The following is a 14,724-nucleotide window of genomic DNA, read 5'->3' on the forward strand; positions in this document are numbered from 1 at the left end:
TCCTCGGGCGTTGGGCCCTAGGAGAGGGCGGAGTTGATGAGCTGGGCGAACTGCTGGGCGGGGTCGCCCGGGGCAGGGGTTCCGCCGCCCTGGAGCGGGTCGGGGGAGGGCATGCGCGGGCCCGGTGCGGGCAGCAGCGCGGCGAGCGCCTTCGCGTCGGTCTCCATCGCGGCCTGGTCGGCTCCCTGGAGGCGGGCGACCAGTGCGTCCGGCAGGCCGTACTGGCGGCCCAGGCGCTCCCGCGTGGCGGCGAGCTCCGCGGCGGCGGCCCGGTCGGCTGCGGCCTGGAGGGCCTGCTGGGCGGCGGCCGGGTCCGGAGCGGCGGCAAGCTTCGCGGCCGCGGCGGCGAGTTCGGCGGCGCTGGTGCTCGCCGCCTGCTGGGCGGCCGTCAGCTGGCCGGTCAGCCCGTCGAGGTGGGCCCGCGCCCAGTCGGGCAGCTCGGCGAGCTGCTCGGCCGTCGGCGGCCCGGACGGTGTGGCGGGCGGCGGCGGGGTGTTCGGGTCGGGCGTGGGCGGGGTGGACACAGGGGCCTCCTCAGGAGCGGCGGTTGGTGGGCAGGCCGCGGCGGCGCACGGTGCGGCGGCGGGCGGCGACCGCGCGGTTGAACGCCCGGGTGGCCTCGGCGCCGCTCAGCCCGTCGGTGGCCTCGGCCCACAGGTCGCGCCAGACCTGCGACCCGTCGGGCATGTGGTCGGCGCGGGAGTACACGGGCACGATCTGGCAGTGGCACAGGTCGTGGTACTTCGTCAGGTCGTCGAGCGAGACCGGCGGGCCGCCGGCCAGGCCCGCGCTGTCGCGGCTCTTGTAGACCGCGCCGCGGCTGGCGAGCATCGCGCAGAAGGCGCACGGGCTGCTGTCGGTGACGCGGGCCCAGCCGATCACCCGGGTGTCGCGGCGGCCGGACTGCTCGGCCATGTCCCGGCCGGCGCGCAGCACCTCGCGGTCGGCGGCGCCGGCGGCGGTGACGGACGAGTCCAGCATCAGGTCGTCGAGCTCGGCGAGGAACTCCGCGTCGTCCAGGCGGCCGCGGGCGTGGTCCTCCTCGGCGGTGTTCAGGCGCCGCTCGGCGTGGACCGGGCCGGTCACCCACAGGCTGGTGCGCGCGGCCTCGTCCATGGACTCCTCGTCCAGGTCCGGCCACTCGAAGTCGTCCACCGGCACCGGCCGTTGGTCGGCCGGGGTGGCGCGGTAGCGGTCGCCGGACATGTGCGCCCAGTCGCGTCGCAGGGCGCCGACCGTGGTGCGGCGCGGGTGCGGGCCCGGGCCGATCGGCGGCAGGGTGTGCCCGGTCTCCAGCGCGCGGTGCAGGCGGGTGTAGGAGACGGCGAGTTGCTCGGACGCGCCGCGGGCCGGACGGATCCGGCCCAGCGACGCGTCCACCCACCGCCCGGCGGACGCGGCCGGCGCGCCGGGGCGCACCATCTTCTGCCAGTCCGCCATCACCCCGGCGGCCACCCGCGCGCCGAGGCGAGCCTGTGCGGTGCGGTGGGAGTCGGTCAGCGCGGCAGCCTCATCCGCCGGCACCGATGCCCACCTCCCCCGGTCCGGGGCGGTCTGGAGGCGGTCGAGCGAGGCAGCCAGGCGCGCGGACGGGTCCGTCTCCTGCCACAGCTCGGCGATGCGCTCCTGCTCGGATACCGGCAGGCCGAGCGCCTCCGGCCCGTACGCGGGCGGGAATACCTTGCTCGCGACCATCTTCTGCACGTAGTCCGCTTTCGCGGCCATCGTCGGCGTCGCCGGATCCCGCCACACGGTGGCCAGGCGCTCCAGGCCGGCCGGCAGGCGGCCCTTGGTGGCGATCCACAGCGCCAGGCGCATCACCTGCTCCCACGCCCCGCTGAAACTCCGCTGGCGGCGCTCGCAGTTCTTCACCAGCCGGGCCTCCTCCGCCCGGATCGCGTCCGCGCTGGAGGGGTTGTCCGCGCCGGCCGCGAAGTAGGAGAGCGGCACGCCCTGGAGGGAGGCGGCCAGCTTGCCGTAGGTGAGGATCGCCGTCTCGAAGTTCCGCAGCTCGGCGGCCTGGAACTGCCCGGCCTTGGCCTGCTCGTTGGCGAGCGCCCACACCTTGCCGAGGTAGGACTCCCATGCCGGGACCTGGTTGCCGTTGGCGTCCTGGAAGTCCTCCTGGCTCGCGCCGAGGACGTAGCGCTGCGGGACGGCCTGGAACTCGCTGGCGACCTGCATGTTCGTCAGGGCCCGGCAGCAGGCGTCCGCGACCGGGATCACCCGCAGCATCTCGGAGCGGCCGGCCCGGTACGAGGTCCGCGGCCGGTTGATCAGCGGGACCACCGGAATCTCCGGCATGTCCGAGTAGCTGCGGTCCACGACGGTCCAGCGGCCGTCCTGCATGCGGACCAGCTGGATCGTCAGCCCGGGCCTCGGCCAGAGCGTCGCGGCAGAGGCCTGGCTGAAGCGCTGGAACTCCGGCCGGTCGACCTGCCGCGGGTCCTGGACGAACCGGGCCGCGGCCGTCACCCGGCGGGTGGCGGGCGAGCGTTCGTGGATCATCCACTGCGGGCCCTCGACGGTGATCACCGGATCCCCGAGCGCGTCGGCGCCGACGACCACGTAGGAGCGGCCCAGGGCCAGCGCATCCAGGTGGCCCATCTGGGACTCCTCGTCCAGGCCGTTGGCCTGCCAGAAGTTCCACAGGTCGTCCGACGGCGCGTCGGAGGTGGACGCCCGGAACCCCTCGACGTCCAACCTCTCCTCGACCGTGTCGACGGCCTGCGCGGGCCAGGCGATCACCGTGGTCAGCGGCTCCCACCCGGGCGGGACGTTCAGGCCGATCGAGCGCATGTACCGGTCGGCGTCGTAGTAGCGCTGCAGCACGTCCAGGCCGCCCTGGCTGGCGGGCGCGTTGCGGTCCTGCTGGAGCCGCATCCACAGCCGGTCCAGCAACTGCTGCTCGTCCGCGGTCAGCTGGTCCGGCAGCAGGAGAGGAGTCGCCACGACGGCCTCCTCTCGGTCTCAGCGGAGCACCAGCACGGTGCGGCGGGTGACGTTCTTCGACAGGGCGTCCAGGCGGCACTGCCAGGCCAGGGTCGCGGCCACGGCGGCGTCGATCTTCCGGGCGCTGTCCGGGTGTTCCTTGCGGATCTGCAGGCCGCTGCGGGACTCGGAGCGGCGCGCGTTGAGGACGTGCCGGGTCAGCGCCGGCCCGGTGTGCGTCAGCTCCCGGTCGACCACGGCGTCGTGGAACGCGCGCAGGGCCCGGACGATCAGCGACGCCCGGCCGCCGGTCATCCACCACTCGATCGGATGGCTGCCGGTGGACTTGACCTTCAACTGGCGGCCGTACTTGGCCTCCCAGCCCCGCACGTGCGACTCCCACTTCGCCGGGTCGGCGTACATGCCGATCACCTTCCAGCGGGCGAACGCGGCGTCGACCTCGGCCAGCACCTCCGGGACCGGGACCTCCCAGTTCTTCCCGGCCGGACCCGACGGCTGTTCCCACACGCGGATCTCGAAAAGGTGCCCGTCGCTCACGCGGCAGCCAATCAGGGCGGTCGCGTCGGTGATACCTCGGTTGCGGCGGCGGGAGCCGTCGAAGCCCAGGACGATCTGCTCGCCCGGGCCGACCACGGTGTCCGGCGCCGCGCACCCGGCCCACTCGGGCTGGCTGATCCAGCTGTCGGTGGCGTGGGTGATCTGGTTCAGGAAGTCCGAGCGGAGCGTCTGCGGGTCGTTGCTGGTGTCCCAGAAGTCGCCGACCAGGCGGTTGATCGGCGACCAGCCCGGGGCGCACGGCGGGTCGTGCAGCACGCACCCGTCCTCGTGGTCCGAGGAGTCGCCGTAAGCCACCCGCAGGCCGGCCACGAGGGACTCGCGGTCGGTCGGGTCGGTCTCCGGCGGAGCTTCGCGGTGGTCGACCAGCAGGCCGTCGCCGCGAGTGCGGCCCTCCTGGATCGCCTTCCAGAACGCGAACGACTCCTCGGCCACGCTGCCCATGCCGGGGATGTAAGCGTTCGGGGACTCCAGGGTGGAGCCGCCGATCTTCGCGGCGTTCGATCGCAGGACCTGGGCCAGGCGGATGCCGCCGTTGGCGCGCATCCACTCCTCGGTCTGGTCCATGACGACGAACACCCCCGGGTTGCCCTTGCGGCTGGTGGCCGAGCTGGTCACCTGCTCGACCCGGCCCCGGGGCAGGTTCACGAACGAATCGAGCGGCTCCAGGCCCGGGTACTCGTCGCACGCCGGTCCTTCGCGGAGCATCTCCAGCAGCGGAACCCAGGTGTTACGGGTCTGGTCCTCGGACACCGCAGCGACCTGCACCAGCGGGGTGCGGACCCGTTCCCAGCCCATGCCGACCGGCTCGCCGGCCGCGTCCCAGCCGTCCGGCACGACCGGGCCCAGGGCCTCGGCGCAGGCGATCGCCGCCAGGAACGGGGACTTGCCCCAGCCTCTCGGTCGGGACAGCACCCCGCGCCGAACCGCGCGCTTGCCGGTGCCCGGGTGCAGCTCGTAGTAGCGCAGGACGAACTCGGCCTGCTCGCGGGTCGGGATGAACGGCTCGTACTCCGGCCGGTCCGGCGCCGCCAGGTAGGCCATCATCCAGTCGAGGACCTGCCAGCCCAGGGTCGGCAGTTCGCCCGGGTAGGACGGCCCCCGCCACGGCATCAGGGCCCCCCGGCTGCAGGCCCCTTGCCGTCACCGGAAGATGGCAGCACCCGCAGGTTGCCGTACCGCTCGCGCGCGGCCTGGGCCCCGGAGGAGCCGCGGCCGGCGTCGGCCTGGTCGGCCTGGGCGAACTGCATCCGCAAGCGGGCCCGGTCCTCCATCGTGGCGCCGAACTTGGCTACGCGGAGCCGGAGTTCGGGTGCCGCCGAGGCGTCGCCGGACCACACCTTCGCGTGGATCAGCGCGGTGTCGAGGAGGAACTCCCAGTCGGTCGAGCTGAAGTGCTCGGCCTGCGGCGACGCGCGCCAGGTGTCCCACCACTCGCGGGTGCGCTCCGGCCAGACGAACTCGACCAGGCCGTCCTCGCCGGCGTTGATCCGGAAGTCGGGCAGCTCGGGCGCCTCGGCCTGCTCGAAGCGCAGGATGGTCTGGGCGGCCTGGTCCTTGTTGCGGCGGGCGCGGCGGGACGGGTCCTTCGGGGCGGGGCCGGTGCCGGCCATCGGCGCTCACCTCCTCGCGGGCCAGGGGGTCGAGATCCCCAGACCCGTACACAGGGCCAGCGCCTATACGCGTAGCGAGGCGGGGGCCCGGGGGAGGGGCCTCCCCCACCCTCGGGAGGGTCAGGTCAGCCCGGGATGGCGCTCAGGGGGCCGCCGGCGGGTGGGCCGGTAGGCCCGGCGGGTGGCCGAGCCGCCCTCGCTGGACGACTTGACGCGGTGGCAGGGGGTGCAGATGGCGCGGAGGTTGCTGTCGCGGTGGTCGTCGCCGCGCTGGACGTGGTCGACCTCGCGTGCGCGGCCGCCGCAGCGGTAGCAGGTGTGCCGGTCCCGGCGGAGGATGCGCTGCCGGATGGCCGGCCAGTCGACCGGGAGCCGGTCCCGGCGGGTGCTCGTCGACCAGGCCATCGGGCGCCTCCTCGGGGTCAGGGCCGGAAGGTGGAGCGGCCCGCCGCGGGGGACGTTTGGCGGGCCGCGGTCTATGCGGCGGTGGGGAGTTGGCGGCCGGCGCGCTGCCGGGCAAGACGAGAGCCCCGCAGCTGCTCGCTTGCGGGGCTCTCGTGTGGTCTGACGATCCGCCTGTTTTCGGGCATGCGGATCTCCCAAGATCGTGCGCCCTGGTCAGGGCCTGTGTCAAGCGGCCTTGTTGGCGGCCGCGATGTCGCGGGCGGCGATGACGTCGGCGACGCGGTAGATCGGGTGGTGGGGGCTGCCGCCGCACCGGGCGAGGTGGCCTCGGCGGACCCAGCCGCGGATGACGGCCGGGGTGACGTCGGCGGCCTGGGCGGCCTGGGCGGTGGTGAGGTAGCCGGGGGGCAGGGATATGTACTGCATGGGGCCAGTCTGCACGTGCTGCTGCCGCTCACGCTGGCGAGCGTGAGCGGCAGCAGTTGACGGTCGATCAGCGGTCTCGGTTAACGGGCGGTGGCGGCCGGGGGTTCGGTGATCGGGCCCGTCCAGACGCGGACGTCCGGGGTGCGCCCGCCGGCGCGCCAGTCGCGGGCGAGTTCGGCGGCGAACTCCTCGGGGGTGCCGCGGAACGTGGCGGCGTGGATCCGCTCGCCGGGGGCCTGCTGGTATCGGTACCGGGGCATGGGGTGGTACTCCTCTGGTCGGTAGGTCGGGCGGCGGCGGTCAGTACTTGAGCTTCGGGTTGCCACCGGGGTGCCACCAGCTGTTGGCGTGGATGCCGTTGTCGAAGTAGCCGAAGCCGCGCGCGGCGATGTGGATCGCGGGAGCGGGCTGCGCCGTGGTCCAGCCGGGGGTGGCGCTCTGGGGCCAGAGCCACAGCCAGTAGCCGTACGGGGTGGTGATGCGGTGCTTGCGCAGCTCGGGGATGACCATCTTGTGGACGACGTGGTCGGCGATGTCGCCGAGCTGCCGCCAGGTGATCGTGTCGGGCGTGACGGTCCCGGAGCAGATGGGCCCGCCTCGGTGGAACGCTTCGACACTGCGGGTGACGACGAAGATCAGGGGGTCCAACAGTCCCTTGGGCATGACGTGTCTCCTCAGTGGATTGGTGTGCGACGGGAAGGGGGCGGCCGGGGCCGCGCTCCTTGATCGAGATCCCCTCTCGGGAGGGGCGGGCGAAGCGGTAAACGGGTAAACGGTGAACGGTTGACCTGCCCGTTTACCCGTTTACCGGCGGGGCCCGGTCGGTGGGGGAGGGGAGGTCCGGGGCTACTCCCCCGACGCCTGCTCCTGCTCCGGGCGTTCGGTGTAGTCCTTGGCCCGGGCCAGTCTGGGGAGTCTGCCGAGGGCCTTGGTGAGGTGGTCGTAGTGGACGCCGAGCTGTCCGTCGCCCTTGATCTTGACGACCTTCAGGGGCACGCCGGCGCTGCGGAGCACGGCGGGGAACGTCTCGGTGGTGTAGTCAAGGAACCGGCCTTCGGCCTGGAGGCGGCCCAGCAGATCGCGGGCGTGGACGCCGTTGGTCGCGTTCTGGCGGGCGTGGGAGACCGCGTACTCGACGTAGCGGAGGAGCTGCTCGCGCCACTCGCCGGACGGCGTCTCGACGGCCGGCTCGGGGGCGGGGGCGGCCGGTTCGGCGGCCGGGACGAGTGGGGTGGCGGCGATGAGGTCGGCCGGCACCGGACGGACGGTCAGGTGGATCGGGTGGTCGCCGCGGATCAGGGCGGCGGCGGCGGCCGCGACGGCGACGACCAGGACCACGCTGCCGTCCCACAGCCAGGCGGCGGCCAGCATGCCGAAGGCGGGGAGGGAGAGGAGGCCGTAGCGGGCGGCGGCGATGAGGTGGCGGCGGTGCAGCACTTGGCCGGGGTCGAGCGCGGTGACGTCGAAGTCAGCGAGCGCGGCGAGCGCGGCGTCGTGCCGGGCGCCGGTGTGCTCGGCGGCGGCGAGCGCGGTCTGGTCGGCGGGGACCAGGCCGCCGTTCTGCTCGGCGCGCCGGCGGAGCTTGGTCGCGCGGTTGTGTGCCTGCTGGGCGAGGCGGGCGTGTTCCGCGAGGGTGCGGCCGTGGGCGTCGGTGCGGGCCTTGACGATGCGTCGGGTGAGTTCCTCGGCGCTGATGGTGTGGCCGCCGGCCCAGTGGCCGATGGCGGTGGTGAGGTGTCGGGCTCCGGCGATGATCCTGGTCTGGGTGGGCGGGAGCTGGCTCTGCGGCCGGGGGCTCGCGGTGGGCTTGGGGGTGGGGGCGGTGGTGGCCATCAGCCGATCACCAGCTCGGCGAGCCAGGAGACCAGCGGGACGCCGACGGCGGCGGCCCAGCCGCCGACCGAGGAGGCGATGCCCCAGGTTGCGCCGGTGACCGCGCCGGACAGGCCGAGCAGTCGCTCGCCCCAGCCCTTGGAGTGGTACAGGAACAGGCCGACGCCGATGATCATCACGAGGACAAGCCAGCAGCCGGGGTAGGACAGGACCTCCCCGGTGGAGATCTTCACCGCTCCGGCGCCGTCCTGGCCGACGGCGGCGTGTCCGATCTGCTGGCCGGCGGAGTTGCCAGCGCCGGTGACGGTGCCGGAGAGCTGGCCGATGAAGCCGCCGGTCACCGCGGAGGCCAGGATCATCGTCACCGCGCACATCGTCCACGGCAGCCACACCGCACGGTCCTTGAGCACAGACAGGCTCCGGCCCCTGGAGAAGTACAGGATCATCGCGGTGACGGCGGCGACGGAGAACCCGAACGCAGCTCCGGCGCGGGTGACGGCGTGGGTGAGTTCGAAGTACGTCATGGCTGGTCAGATCCCCATCAGGTGGTGGGCGAGGGTGGCGGGGGCGAGCAGGAGCGTTCCGAGGCCGGCGGCGACCAGGACGACGACGACGATCCAGCGGCCGATCTGGCCGCCGACAGCGGCGTAGATGGTGAGGATGAAGGCGAGTCCGCCGAGGGCGTAGGGGCCGTGCTGAACAGCGAGCGGCAGCGCCCAGTGCGCGTAGAAGGGCGACAGGGCCGCGCCAGTCACGGTGGACGGGCGGACGACCGCCTTGACGGTGCGCCGGACCTTGGCCCAGTCGACGGTGTGGTGGTGGTCCGGGGGCAGGACCGGGATCACGGGCTGCGGCAGCTGGTGGTGGTAGGCCGGCTGAACCGGGACCGGGGCCGGGGCCTGGGTGTGCGGGAGGTAGGGCCAGGTGCCGGTGGTGGCGGTGTTCGGCGGGTAACTCGGCGGCGCGGGCGGGGTGTTCACCGGGCGTTCCTCCGGCTCCGGCTGCGGCGGGTGCCGACGACGAACGCGGCGGAGAGGCCGAAGAAGAGCGCGGCGTCCCCCAGCCACAGCAGCAGGCTGAGCAGGTCCATGTGCGTGTCTCCAGGTCAGGGGAGGTGCGCACCCCAGGTGTGCAGGGGTGCGCACCTGGGTGTTCAGGAGGAGGTGGGGCGGCCGAACGGGTAGCCGACGGCGGGGCCGGAGTCACGGTCGTGGACCGCGCCGGTGCGGGCGTCGCTGGTCGGCTCGGCGGCCGCGGTGGCCTGGCGGTGGGCGTTGGCGTAGAAGCCGTCGGCGTCGCCGGCGCCCTGGCGGTGGGCGTTGCGCTCCCACCAGCTCGTCGTGTCGCTCATCAGATCCCCTTCAACCGGCGGAGCGGGAGAGGAGACGGCGGACGGTCTCGCGCTTGATGCTGGTGCCGTGGACGCGGCGGACGGCTGCGAGGACGGCGTCGAGGTCGTTTCCGACTGTCCGGACAGCGGATCGGACGGTGTCGGTGATGGTGTCGTTCGGGGCATGCGGGGCGAGGGCGAGCACCTGCGCTGACCTGCTGTCCGGGCTGTCCGGCTGCTGTCCGGACAGGGATCGGACAGTGTCCGCGTCGGTGTCGATGCCGATCCGGGCCAGCGCCTCGACGAGCTCCTCGGCGTCGGCGTCAGGGGTCGTTGCGAGGGCGGCGCGGACAGCGGACCGGACAGTGGCGGACGCCCGGCCCGGCTGTCCGGACGGCTTGTCCGGGTCGGGCAGGGGGCGGTCGACGGTCACGGTCTCCGGGGCCGTGGTGCCGTAGGCCTCCCGGTACGCGGCGAGGTGGCCGCGCGAGCGCTCCAGCTGCCGCTCGACGACCGCGAGGGCGAGTTCGGCGCCGGCCGCGGCCTGGCGGCGGGCGACGTACTGCTGCGCGACCGGGGAGAGTTCACGGGCGGTCGCCCTGATGGCGAGCGTCCACACGCCCTTGGCGATCAGGGACACCAGGGCCCCGATCACGCCGACGGCGAGGCCGGTCTTGCCGCCGGCCCGGAAGCCGTTCGCGGCGATGGCCGCCATGGAGATGCCGAGAGCGAGGAACCCGCCGATCCGGGGGGCCGTGGCCCGTCGGGGGTCGTGGCGGGCGAGCCACTCCAGGGCCATGCAGATGATCCAGGCGGCGTCGAAGGTGGCGGCGACGCCGTACGCGACGGGCGGCAGGACGCCGCTGAGGGCGAGCAGCGAACCGATGCTGTCGGTGGACCAGGTGACGGCGAGCGCGAGGAGGACGCCGGTGCCGGCGGCGACGCCGCCGAGGACGGCGCGATCCCAGTCGCGGGGGACCGCGACGGTGTACTCCTCCTCCACCAGTTCGACCGGCGCGCCGGGGAAGGGGGCAAAGGGGGTGAGGCGGGTGCGCGTGACGTTGCGCGTGAGCAGGCTCATGGGTCGTGGGCTCCGGGGAGTGAAGCCCGGGTCGAGGAAGGGTGCCGCCTCGGCCCGGGCTGGGCGGTGGGCGGGTCAGGCGCAGATGACGCAGCGGTGGTCGGCGATCTCGCTGTCGTGGCAGCGGTCGACGCAGTTCCGGCAGTAGTCGGTCTGCTTGTAGCGGTCGTGGCCGTCCCAGCGGGTGTCGGAGGCGTCGAACGGCCGCTTGCAGCGGGCGCAGGTGCCGGTGGTGATCCGCAGCCCGTTCTTGGCCGCCCAGTCGCGGGCGTTCTTCTCTTCGAGGGCGGCGCGGTGCTCCTCGAAGTCGACGTAGCCGTAGGCCTCGTAGCTCAGGGGCCCGAAGGTGAGGACGGCGGACAGGTTGCCCTCCGCGTCGGAGGTGGTGGTGAGACTGTGCTCGGCAGCGAAGACGGCGACCGCCGAGTTGGTGCTGAGCGGCAGAAGGAAGCGGGGGTTCGACGGGGCGGCCACGTCGGGGTTGGCCTCCAGCCAGTCGGCGAACTGGCGGATGCCGTTGATCAGTTGGGCGCGGTCGGACATGGGTGTCCCCTTGAAGGTGGTGTGGTGGCCCGGGCCGAGGGCTTGGTCACTTCGGCCCGGGCGGTTGATGCAGCGGTGACCGCGGCGCGGTGCGGTGCGCTGGCACTTCCGCTGGGGAGGTGGGGCCTACTGACCGGGGGTGGGCTCGCCCTTGACGACGTAAAGGCCGGTGGGCGGCTCGTACGCGGTCTCGACGCTGGTGTAGCCGCGGCTGAGGGCCTCGTCGGCGATCGCGGCGATGCAGGCGGCGGCGCCGGGGACGTCCTTGTGCATGACGGTGATGGTGTCCATCAGGCGGCCTGCTGTGCCGGCGGGGGGACGGGCTTCGGCCGGCCGACGGTGGCGGGCGGCTTGCGGAACGTCTCGCCCGGGTTGCGCTGCGGCAGCGGGTCGGGGTCGCTGTGGAGCGACACCGCCCCGTCGTTCCACGCGGCGCGGGCCAGCGCGACCTGCTCTCCGGCCACCCGGAAGTCGTTCAGGGCGGCATCGCGCAGGATGCCGAGTCGGCCTGCGCGGAGCTGGGTGCGGCGGACGGAGTCCGGGCGGGTGGAATTGCGGACGGCCAGCAGGGCGATTCGGTGGCGGCGGTCCATCGTCCGGTAGTCGTCGGCGGCCTGCGCGAGGCGCTCCTTCGCGACCTCCAGGTCGGCCAGCAGGCTGGCGAGGTGGGGGGTGTCGGTGGCGGCGCTGGGGATCTCTGTGTGGTTGCCGAACGCGAAGTCGGTGGGCTGCTCGTGGCTGCTGGCGAGCCGGAAGTGATCGGTGATCACGTGGCTGGCGATGGCGTTGAGGATGCCCCGGGGGCGCTCGACGACCAGGCCGCCGACCAGGGAGCGCCAGAGGCGCAGGAAGGTCTCGCTGGTGAGGTCCTCGGCGAGGTGGCGGTCGGTGCGGTGCAGGTGCGCGGCGATGTACAGGGTGATCTGCCGGGAGTGGTCACGGTAGATCGCCTCGAACTGGGCGCGGGCGGGAGCGGGCCCGGTGGGCACGCTAAGGTTCTGGTGGCTCATGACGGAGGTCCGATCTCCTGAGTGGGCAAGTGGTCCCCGGTCGGCGTTGCAGTCGCCTCACCGGGGGCCCTCTTGCGCGTGTGGGCCTATTCAGTTGTCGGGGCCGGGTTGGGTTCGGGCGTTGCAGTCGCCCGGTTCTCCCGGATTGCCTTGCGTACCGCGGTCGGTGTGATTCCGAGTTCGCGGGCTACAGCACTCTTGCTGCCGAGCTGTGCGACGCCGTCAACCAGGGCCTGGGCCCTCCTCGCGGCGCTCGCCGACATCTCTGCCAGCAGATCGCGCTGTAGCCGATCTTCGGCTTCAACCCGATCGCGCCATGTGGTTTCTGGCACGACGTCAGATTACTAGAACGCTAGGGTTCTGGTCAAGCCGCCTTGGCCACCTCGGCCGCCAGGTCGAGCCAGGACGAAGCCGGGTAGGACGCCCGGCACCACCGGCAGACCACCGGCCGACCGGGCGTCGCGAGCAGCACCGCGCCGCACACTTCCCCAGCCTCGTCCGTCCAGGTGCAGGTGCCCGCCCGCAGTGGCCGCTCCTGCGGGGCGATGATCGAGCGGGCCGAGGCGTGCAAGTCGCGGATCTCCTCGGCGAAGGTGCCGGCCTGCTGCCACTCCCTGGTGATGTACGGAAGCAGGCCGCGCAGCCCGGCGGACGCCCGGCGAACCCGGCCCCGGTAGTCCCCGAACGGGGACGGCCAGTGCTGCCCGGCGTCCTCGTGCACAGCCTGGCGCCACGTCTCCAACACGGTCACCATGCCCCCCGGGCCGCGCATGTCGAGCGCCGGCTCGGCCACCGGCAGCGGCGCATCCGGGCGGGGGCAGCCCGACCCGACGGCAGTGGACACCTGCGACGACGGCCGGAGGTGAGCCTCCAACGCGTCGTACAGCGCCGGCATCAGGCTCAACTGCCCGTCCAGCCGGGTGGTGCAGCGCGCGCACAGGTACTTGCCGGTGGTCTGCTGCTCGCAGGCCAGGCAGATCGTCATGCCTCCTCCTCGTGGTCGTGGTGCTGGGCGACGTCGGCCGGCAGAGCGCCGGTCGCGATGGCGAGCGCAACAGCGTGCGGGCCGGACACTGCACCGAGTTTGAGGAAGGTGCGGTGAAGCGAGGTCTTGACGGAGTTGAGACCGCCGTAGACGTCGAGGGCGATGTCGGCGTACCGGTGGCCGCGGGCGAGGCGGGCGAGGATCTCGACCTCGCGCGGCTCCAGCGGCTGACCGTACAGCGGGATCGTCATGAGGCTCTCCAGGTGCAGGTGGTCAGGCAGCGGTCGATACGGGGGAGCTAGCCATCCAGGGGTCCAGCAAGGCCGAAGCCTCGGCGACATCGAGCGCATCGGACACCTCGCCGGCCGTAGAGCCGGGAGCGACACGGAGTCCACGATGGCGCGCCATGCCCAGCTGGCGGGCGGACGCCGGTCGACTGCGCCAGGCAGAGCCCTTCATGGTCAGGGCGCGGCCGTCGATGCGCGTCGCGCCGATCTCTGCCCACCGCATCGCTTCGTGCTGCGGTACTTCGATGTCCCGGGCCGGAGGCGTTGGGCCGGTGCCCGTCGCCCAACGGCGGATGCGGAAGCGCCCCGGCACCGCGCCGGGGATCAGGAAGTAGTAGGCGGTGCCGGCCGGGATGAACCAGGCGCCGCCGACGGTGCGCAGCCACCGGATCCGGGAGGTGTGGAACAGGTCGATGTCCTCCCAGCGAACGGCCAGGGCCCGGCCGGCCGCGGCGGGCGCCTCGGTCTCAGCGTCGACGGCCTCGATGAGGCTCTGGTCAGGGCGCATCTCGGTGACGGCGTGGCCGGTCAGGTCGACGATCGAGGCCAGCTTGTGGCGAGTGCTGGAGCCGACGACGTCGAGGACCAGGGCGTCGCCCTTGCCCGGGGCGGGGCGCAGTACGCGGCCGACCATCTGCACGTACAGCCCGGCCGACTTGGTGGGTCGGGCGATGACCGCGCACGACGCCCAGGGCGCGTCCCAGCCCTCGGTCAGGACCATGCAGTTCGTCAGCACCTGGAGGGTGCCGTCCTTGTACTGCTGCAGAACGGTCTGCCGGTCCTCGGCGGCCATGTCGCCCCACACCGCAGCGGCCGGGATGCCGCGGCCAGTGAGGACGTCGGCCATGCTGCGGGCGGTGGCCACGGTGGGGGTGAAGACGACGCCGGATCGGTCGGCGGCGTGCTCGGCGTAGGCGTCCGCGACGACCAGGGCCGCGCCGGCGTCCTCCATCGCCTGGCCGAGCTGGCCGTCCTGGAGGTCGCCCCCGCGGGTCTTCACCGCGTCGAGGTCGAGGCCGTCGACGATGACGCGCTTGCCGCGGACGTCGACCAGGTGGCCGGTCCTCATGAGGTCCAGGACGTCGAGCTGGAACGCGACCGCCTGCCAGACGTCGCCGAGGCCGCCCTCGGTGCGGGTCATCGTGGCGGTGAAGCCGGCCACCGGCACTCCATCCCAGGCACCGAAGTGGTCGAGCACGGTGAGGTAGGTGTCGGCGGCGGCGTGGTGGCACTCGTCCACGACGATCAGGCCGATGCCGGTGATCGGGGCGCGGCGCCGGAGGCTGGCCAGGGTCTGGATGCTGGCGACCACGACGTCCACGCCGCGGTGCTCGTTCTGGCCGGCCTTGACGATGCCGACCTTGAGGTGTGGGGCGACGGCCCGGATCTTCGCGGCGGCCTGCTGGATCAGCTCCTCGCGGTGGGCGATGACGAGAGCGCGGCGGCCGAAGCGGGCGATGAGGTGGGAGAGCACCACGGTCTTGCCAGCGCCGGTGGGCAGCACGACGGCGAGGCGGTTGTCCGTGCTGTTGCGCCAGCCGCTGATCAGGCGGTCGATGGCCTCGCTCTGGTACGGGCGGAGGGTCAGGGTGCCGGTCACGGGGTCGCCTTCCTGGCTCGGTGCGGGGATGTGAGGGTGGGCTGCGGGTATCTCTGCGGGAATCTACGGCGGTGGCCGGAGTGCTTCTGAGCTGCTGCTTTGCG

At 73.2% G+C, this 14,724-nt stretch carries 19 protein-coding genes; all 19 read right to left on the reverse strand.

Going from position 1 to position 14,724, the window contains the following annotated elements; genetic code table 11:
• Nucleotides 1–17 precede the first annotated feature (17 nt).
• A complete protein-coding gene (locus KCH_RS37550; protein WP_051653240.1) occupies nucleotides 18–524 on the reverse strand; it encodes a hypothetical protein in 507 nt (168 codons plus the stop codon).
• Nucleotides 525–534: 10 nt separating this feature from the next.
• On the reverse strand, nucleotides 535–2,952 hold the full coding sequence (locus KCH_RS39850; RefSeq protein WP_051653241.1) for a VG15 protein: 2,418 nt from the start codon (nucleotides 2,950–2,952) through the stop codon (nucleotides 535–537).
• 18 nt (nucleotides 2,953–2,970) lie between these two features.
• Nucleotides 2,971–4,620, reverse strand: a complete 1,650-nt coding sequence (locus KCH_RS19690) for a hypothetical protein (protein WP_035864706.1) — start codon at nucleotides 4,618–4,620, stop codon at nucleotides 2,971–2,973.
• Nucleotides 4,620–5,120 carry a phage terminase small subunit gene (locus KCH_RS19695; protein ID WP_035864708.1) on the reverse strand — a complete coding sequence of 167 codons (501 nt, stop codon included), beginning with the start codon at nucleotides 5,118–5,120 and terminating at the stop codon, nucleotides 4,620–4,622. Before KCH_RS19695 ends, KCH_RS19690 begins: the two co-directional genes overlap by 1 nt.
• Nucleotides 5,121–5,240: 120 nt before the next feature.
• Entirely contained in the window at nucleotides 5,241–5,525 is a 285-nt protein-coding gene (locus KCH_RS19700) for an HNH endonuclease (RefSeq protein ID WP_035864711.1), read from the reverse strand.
• 225 nt (nucleotides 5,526–5,750) lie between these two features.
• On the reverse strand, nucleotides 5,751–5,951 hold the full coding sequence (locus tag KCH_RS19705) for a hypothetical protein (protein ID WP_035864713.1): 201 nt from the start codon (nucleotides 5,949–5,951) through the stop codon (nucleotides 5,751–5,753).
• An 80-nt stretch (nucleotides 5,952–6,031) separates the two neighbouring features.
• A complete protein-coding gene (locus KCH_RS19710) occupies nucleotides 6,032–6,211 on the reverse strand; it encodes a hypothetical protein (RefSeq protein WP_035864715.1) in 180 nt (59 codons plus the stop codon).
• Between the two features lie 40 nt (nucleotides 6,212–6,251).
• Complete coding sequence (locus tag KCH_RS19715) at nucleotides 6,252–6,614, reverse strand: hypothetical protein (RefSeq protein WP_035864718.1); 363 nt, start codon at nucleotides 6,612–6,614, stop codon at nucleotides 6,252–6,254.
• Between the two features lie 183 nt (nucleotides 6,615–6,797).
• On the reverse strand, nucleotides 6,798–7,784 hold the full coding sequence (locus tag KCH_RS19720) for a hypothetical protein (RefSeq protein WP_035864724.1): 987 nt from the start codon (nucleotides 7,782–7,784) through the stop codon (nucleotides 6,798–6,800).
• Entirely contained in the window at nucleotides 7,784–8,308 is a 525-nt protein-coding gene (locus tag KCH_RS19725) for a hypothetical protein (RefSeq protein WP_035864725.1), read from the reverse strand. The genes KCH_RS19720 and KCH_RS19725 overlap by 1 nt, the downstream gene beginning before the upstream one ends.
• 6 nt (nucleotides 8,309–8,314) lie before the next feature.
• The gene (locus tag KCH_RS19730) at nucleotides 8,315–8,764 is read right to left on the reverse strand and encodes a hypothetical protein (RefSeq protein ID WP_035864726.1); all 450 of its coding nucleotides are present in this window, start codon (nucleotides 8,762–8,764) and stop codon (nucleotides 8,315–8,317) included.
• A gap of 173 nt (nucleotides 8,765–8,937) precedes the next feature.
• Nucleotides 8,938–9,135, reverse strand: coding sequence for a hypothetical protein (locus KCH_RS19735; RefSeq protein WP_035864729.1), 198 nt, complete (start codon nucleotides 9,133–9,135; stop codon nucleotides 8,938–8,940).
• Between the two features lie 10 nt (nucleotides 9,136–9,145).
• The gene (locus tag KCH_RS19740; protein WP_035864731.1) at nucleotides 9,146–10,195 is read right to left on the reverse strand and encodes a hypothetical protein; all 1,050 of its coding nucleotides are present in this window, start codon (nucleotides 10,193–10,195) and stop codon (nucleotides 9,146–9,148) included.
• Nucleotides 10,196–10,270: 75 nt separating this feature from the next.
• Complete coding sequence (locus KCH_RS19745; protein WP_035864733.1) at nucleotides 10,271–10,738, reverse strand: hypothetical protein; 468 nt, start codon at nucleotides 10,736–10,738, stop codon at nucleotides 10,271–10,273.
• 126 nt (nucleotides 10,739–10,864) lie between these two features.
• The gene (locus KCH_RS41495) at nucleotides 10,865–11,029 is read right to left on the reverse strand and encodes a hypothetical protein (protein ID WP_157032115.1); all 165 of its coding nucleotides are present in this window, start codon (nucleotides 11,027–11,029) and stop codon (nucleotides 10,865–10,867) included.
• On the reverse strand, nucleotides 11,029–11,727 hold the full coding sequence (locus tag KCH_RS19750) for an RNA polymerase sigma factor (protein WP_035864734.1): 699 nt from the start codon (nucleotides 11,725–11,727) through the stop codon (nucleotides 11,029–11,031). The genes KCH_RS41495 and KCH_RS19750 overlap by 1 nt, the downstream gene beginning before the upstream one ends.
• A 385-nt stretch (nucleotides 11,728–12,112) precedes the next feature.
• Complete coding sequence (locus tag KCH_RS19755) at nucleotides 12,113–12,733, reverse strand: hypothetical protein (protein WP_051653242.1); 621 nt, start codon at nucleotides 12,731–12,733, stop codon at nucleotides 12,113–12,115.
• Nucleotides 12,730–12,984 (reverse strand): helix-turn-helix domain-containing protein, encoded by a 255-nt coding sequence (locus KCH_RS19760; protein ID WP_035864735.1) that lies wholly within the window; start codon nucleotides 12,982–12,984, stop codon nucleotides 12,730–12,732. Before KCH_RS19760 ends, KCH_RS19755 begins: the two co-directional genes overlap by 4 nt.
• Before the next feature lie 22 nt (nucleotides 12,985–13,006).
• Complete coding sequence (locus tag KCH_RS19765) at nucleotides 13,007–14,620, reverse strand: DEAD/DEAH box helicase (protein ID WP_035864736.1); 1,614 nt, start codon at nucleotides 14,618–14,620, stop codon at nucleotides 13,007–13,009.
• Nucleotides 14,621–14,724 lie beyond the last annotated feature (104 nt).

Source organism: Kitasatospora cheerisanensis KCTC 2395 (assembly GCF_000696185.1).
Taxonomy (GTDB): Bacteria; Actinomycetota; Actinomycetes; order Streptomycetales; family Streptomycetaceae; genus Kitasatospora; species Kitasatospora cheerisanensis.

Bases quoted from the DNA above. Each gene is read 5' to 3' on its own strand.
- KCH_RS19705 (WP_035864713.1), bottom strand. From the start codon at position 5,951: ATGCAGTACATATCCCTGCCCCCCGGCTACCTCACCACCGCCCAGGCC.
- KCH_RS19755 (WP_051653242.1), bottom strand. From the start codon at position 12,733: ATGACGATCTGCCTGGCCTGCGAGCAGCAGACCACCGGCAAGTACCTG.
- KCH_RS19710 (WP_035864715.1), bottom strand. From the start codon at position 6,211: ATGCCCCGGTACCGATACCAGCAGGCCCCCGGCGAGCGGATCCACGCC.
- KCH_RS19745 (WP_035864733.1), bottom strand. From the start codon at position 10,738: ATGTCCGACCGCGCCCAACTGATCAACGGCATCCGCCAGTTCGCCGAC.
- KCH_RS19725 (WP_035864725.1), bottom strand. From the start codon at position 8,308: ATGACGTACTTCGAACTCACCCACGCCGTCACCCGCGCCGGAGCTGCG.
- KCH_RS19715 (WP_035864718.1), bottom strand. From the start codon at position 6,614: ATGCCCAAGGGACTGTTGGACCCCCTGATCTTCGTCGTCACCCGCAGT.
- KCH_RS19690 (WP_035864706.1), bottom strand. From the start codon at position 4,620: ATGCCGTGGCGGGGGCCGTCCTACCCGGGCGAACTGCCGACCCTGGGC.
- KCH_RS19735 (WP_035864729.1), bottom strand. From the start codon at position 9,135: ATGAGCGACACGACGAGCTGGTGGGAGCGCAACGCCCACCGCCAGGGC.
- KCH_RS19700 (WP_035864711.1), bottom strand. From the start codon at position 5,525: ATGGCCTGGTCGACGAGCACCCGCCGGGACCGGCTCCCGGTCGACTGG.
- KCH_RS41495 (WP_157032115.1), bottom strand. From the start codon at position 11,029: ATGGACACCATCACCGTCATGCACAAGGACGTCCCCGGCGCCGCCGCC.
- KCH_RS19695 (WP_035864708.1), bottom strand. From the start codon at position 5,120: ATGGCCGGCACCGGCCCCGCCCCGAAGGACCCGTCCCGCCGCGCCCGC.
- KCH_RS19740 (WP_035864731.1), bottom strand. From the start codon at position 10,195: ATGAGCCTGCTCACGCGCAACGTCACGCGCACCCGCCTCACCCCCTTT.
- KCH_RS19720 (WP_035864724.1), bottom strand. From the start codon at position 7,784: ATGGCCACCACCGCCCCCACCCCCAAGCCCACCGCGAGCCCCCGGCCG.
- KCH_RS19760 (WP_035864735.1), bottom strand. From the start codon at position 12,984: ATGACGATCCCGCTGTACGGTCAGCCGCTGGAGCCGCGCGAGGTCGAG.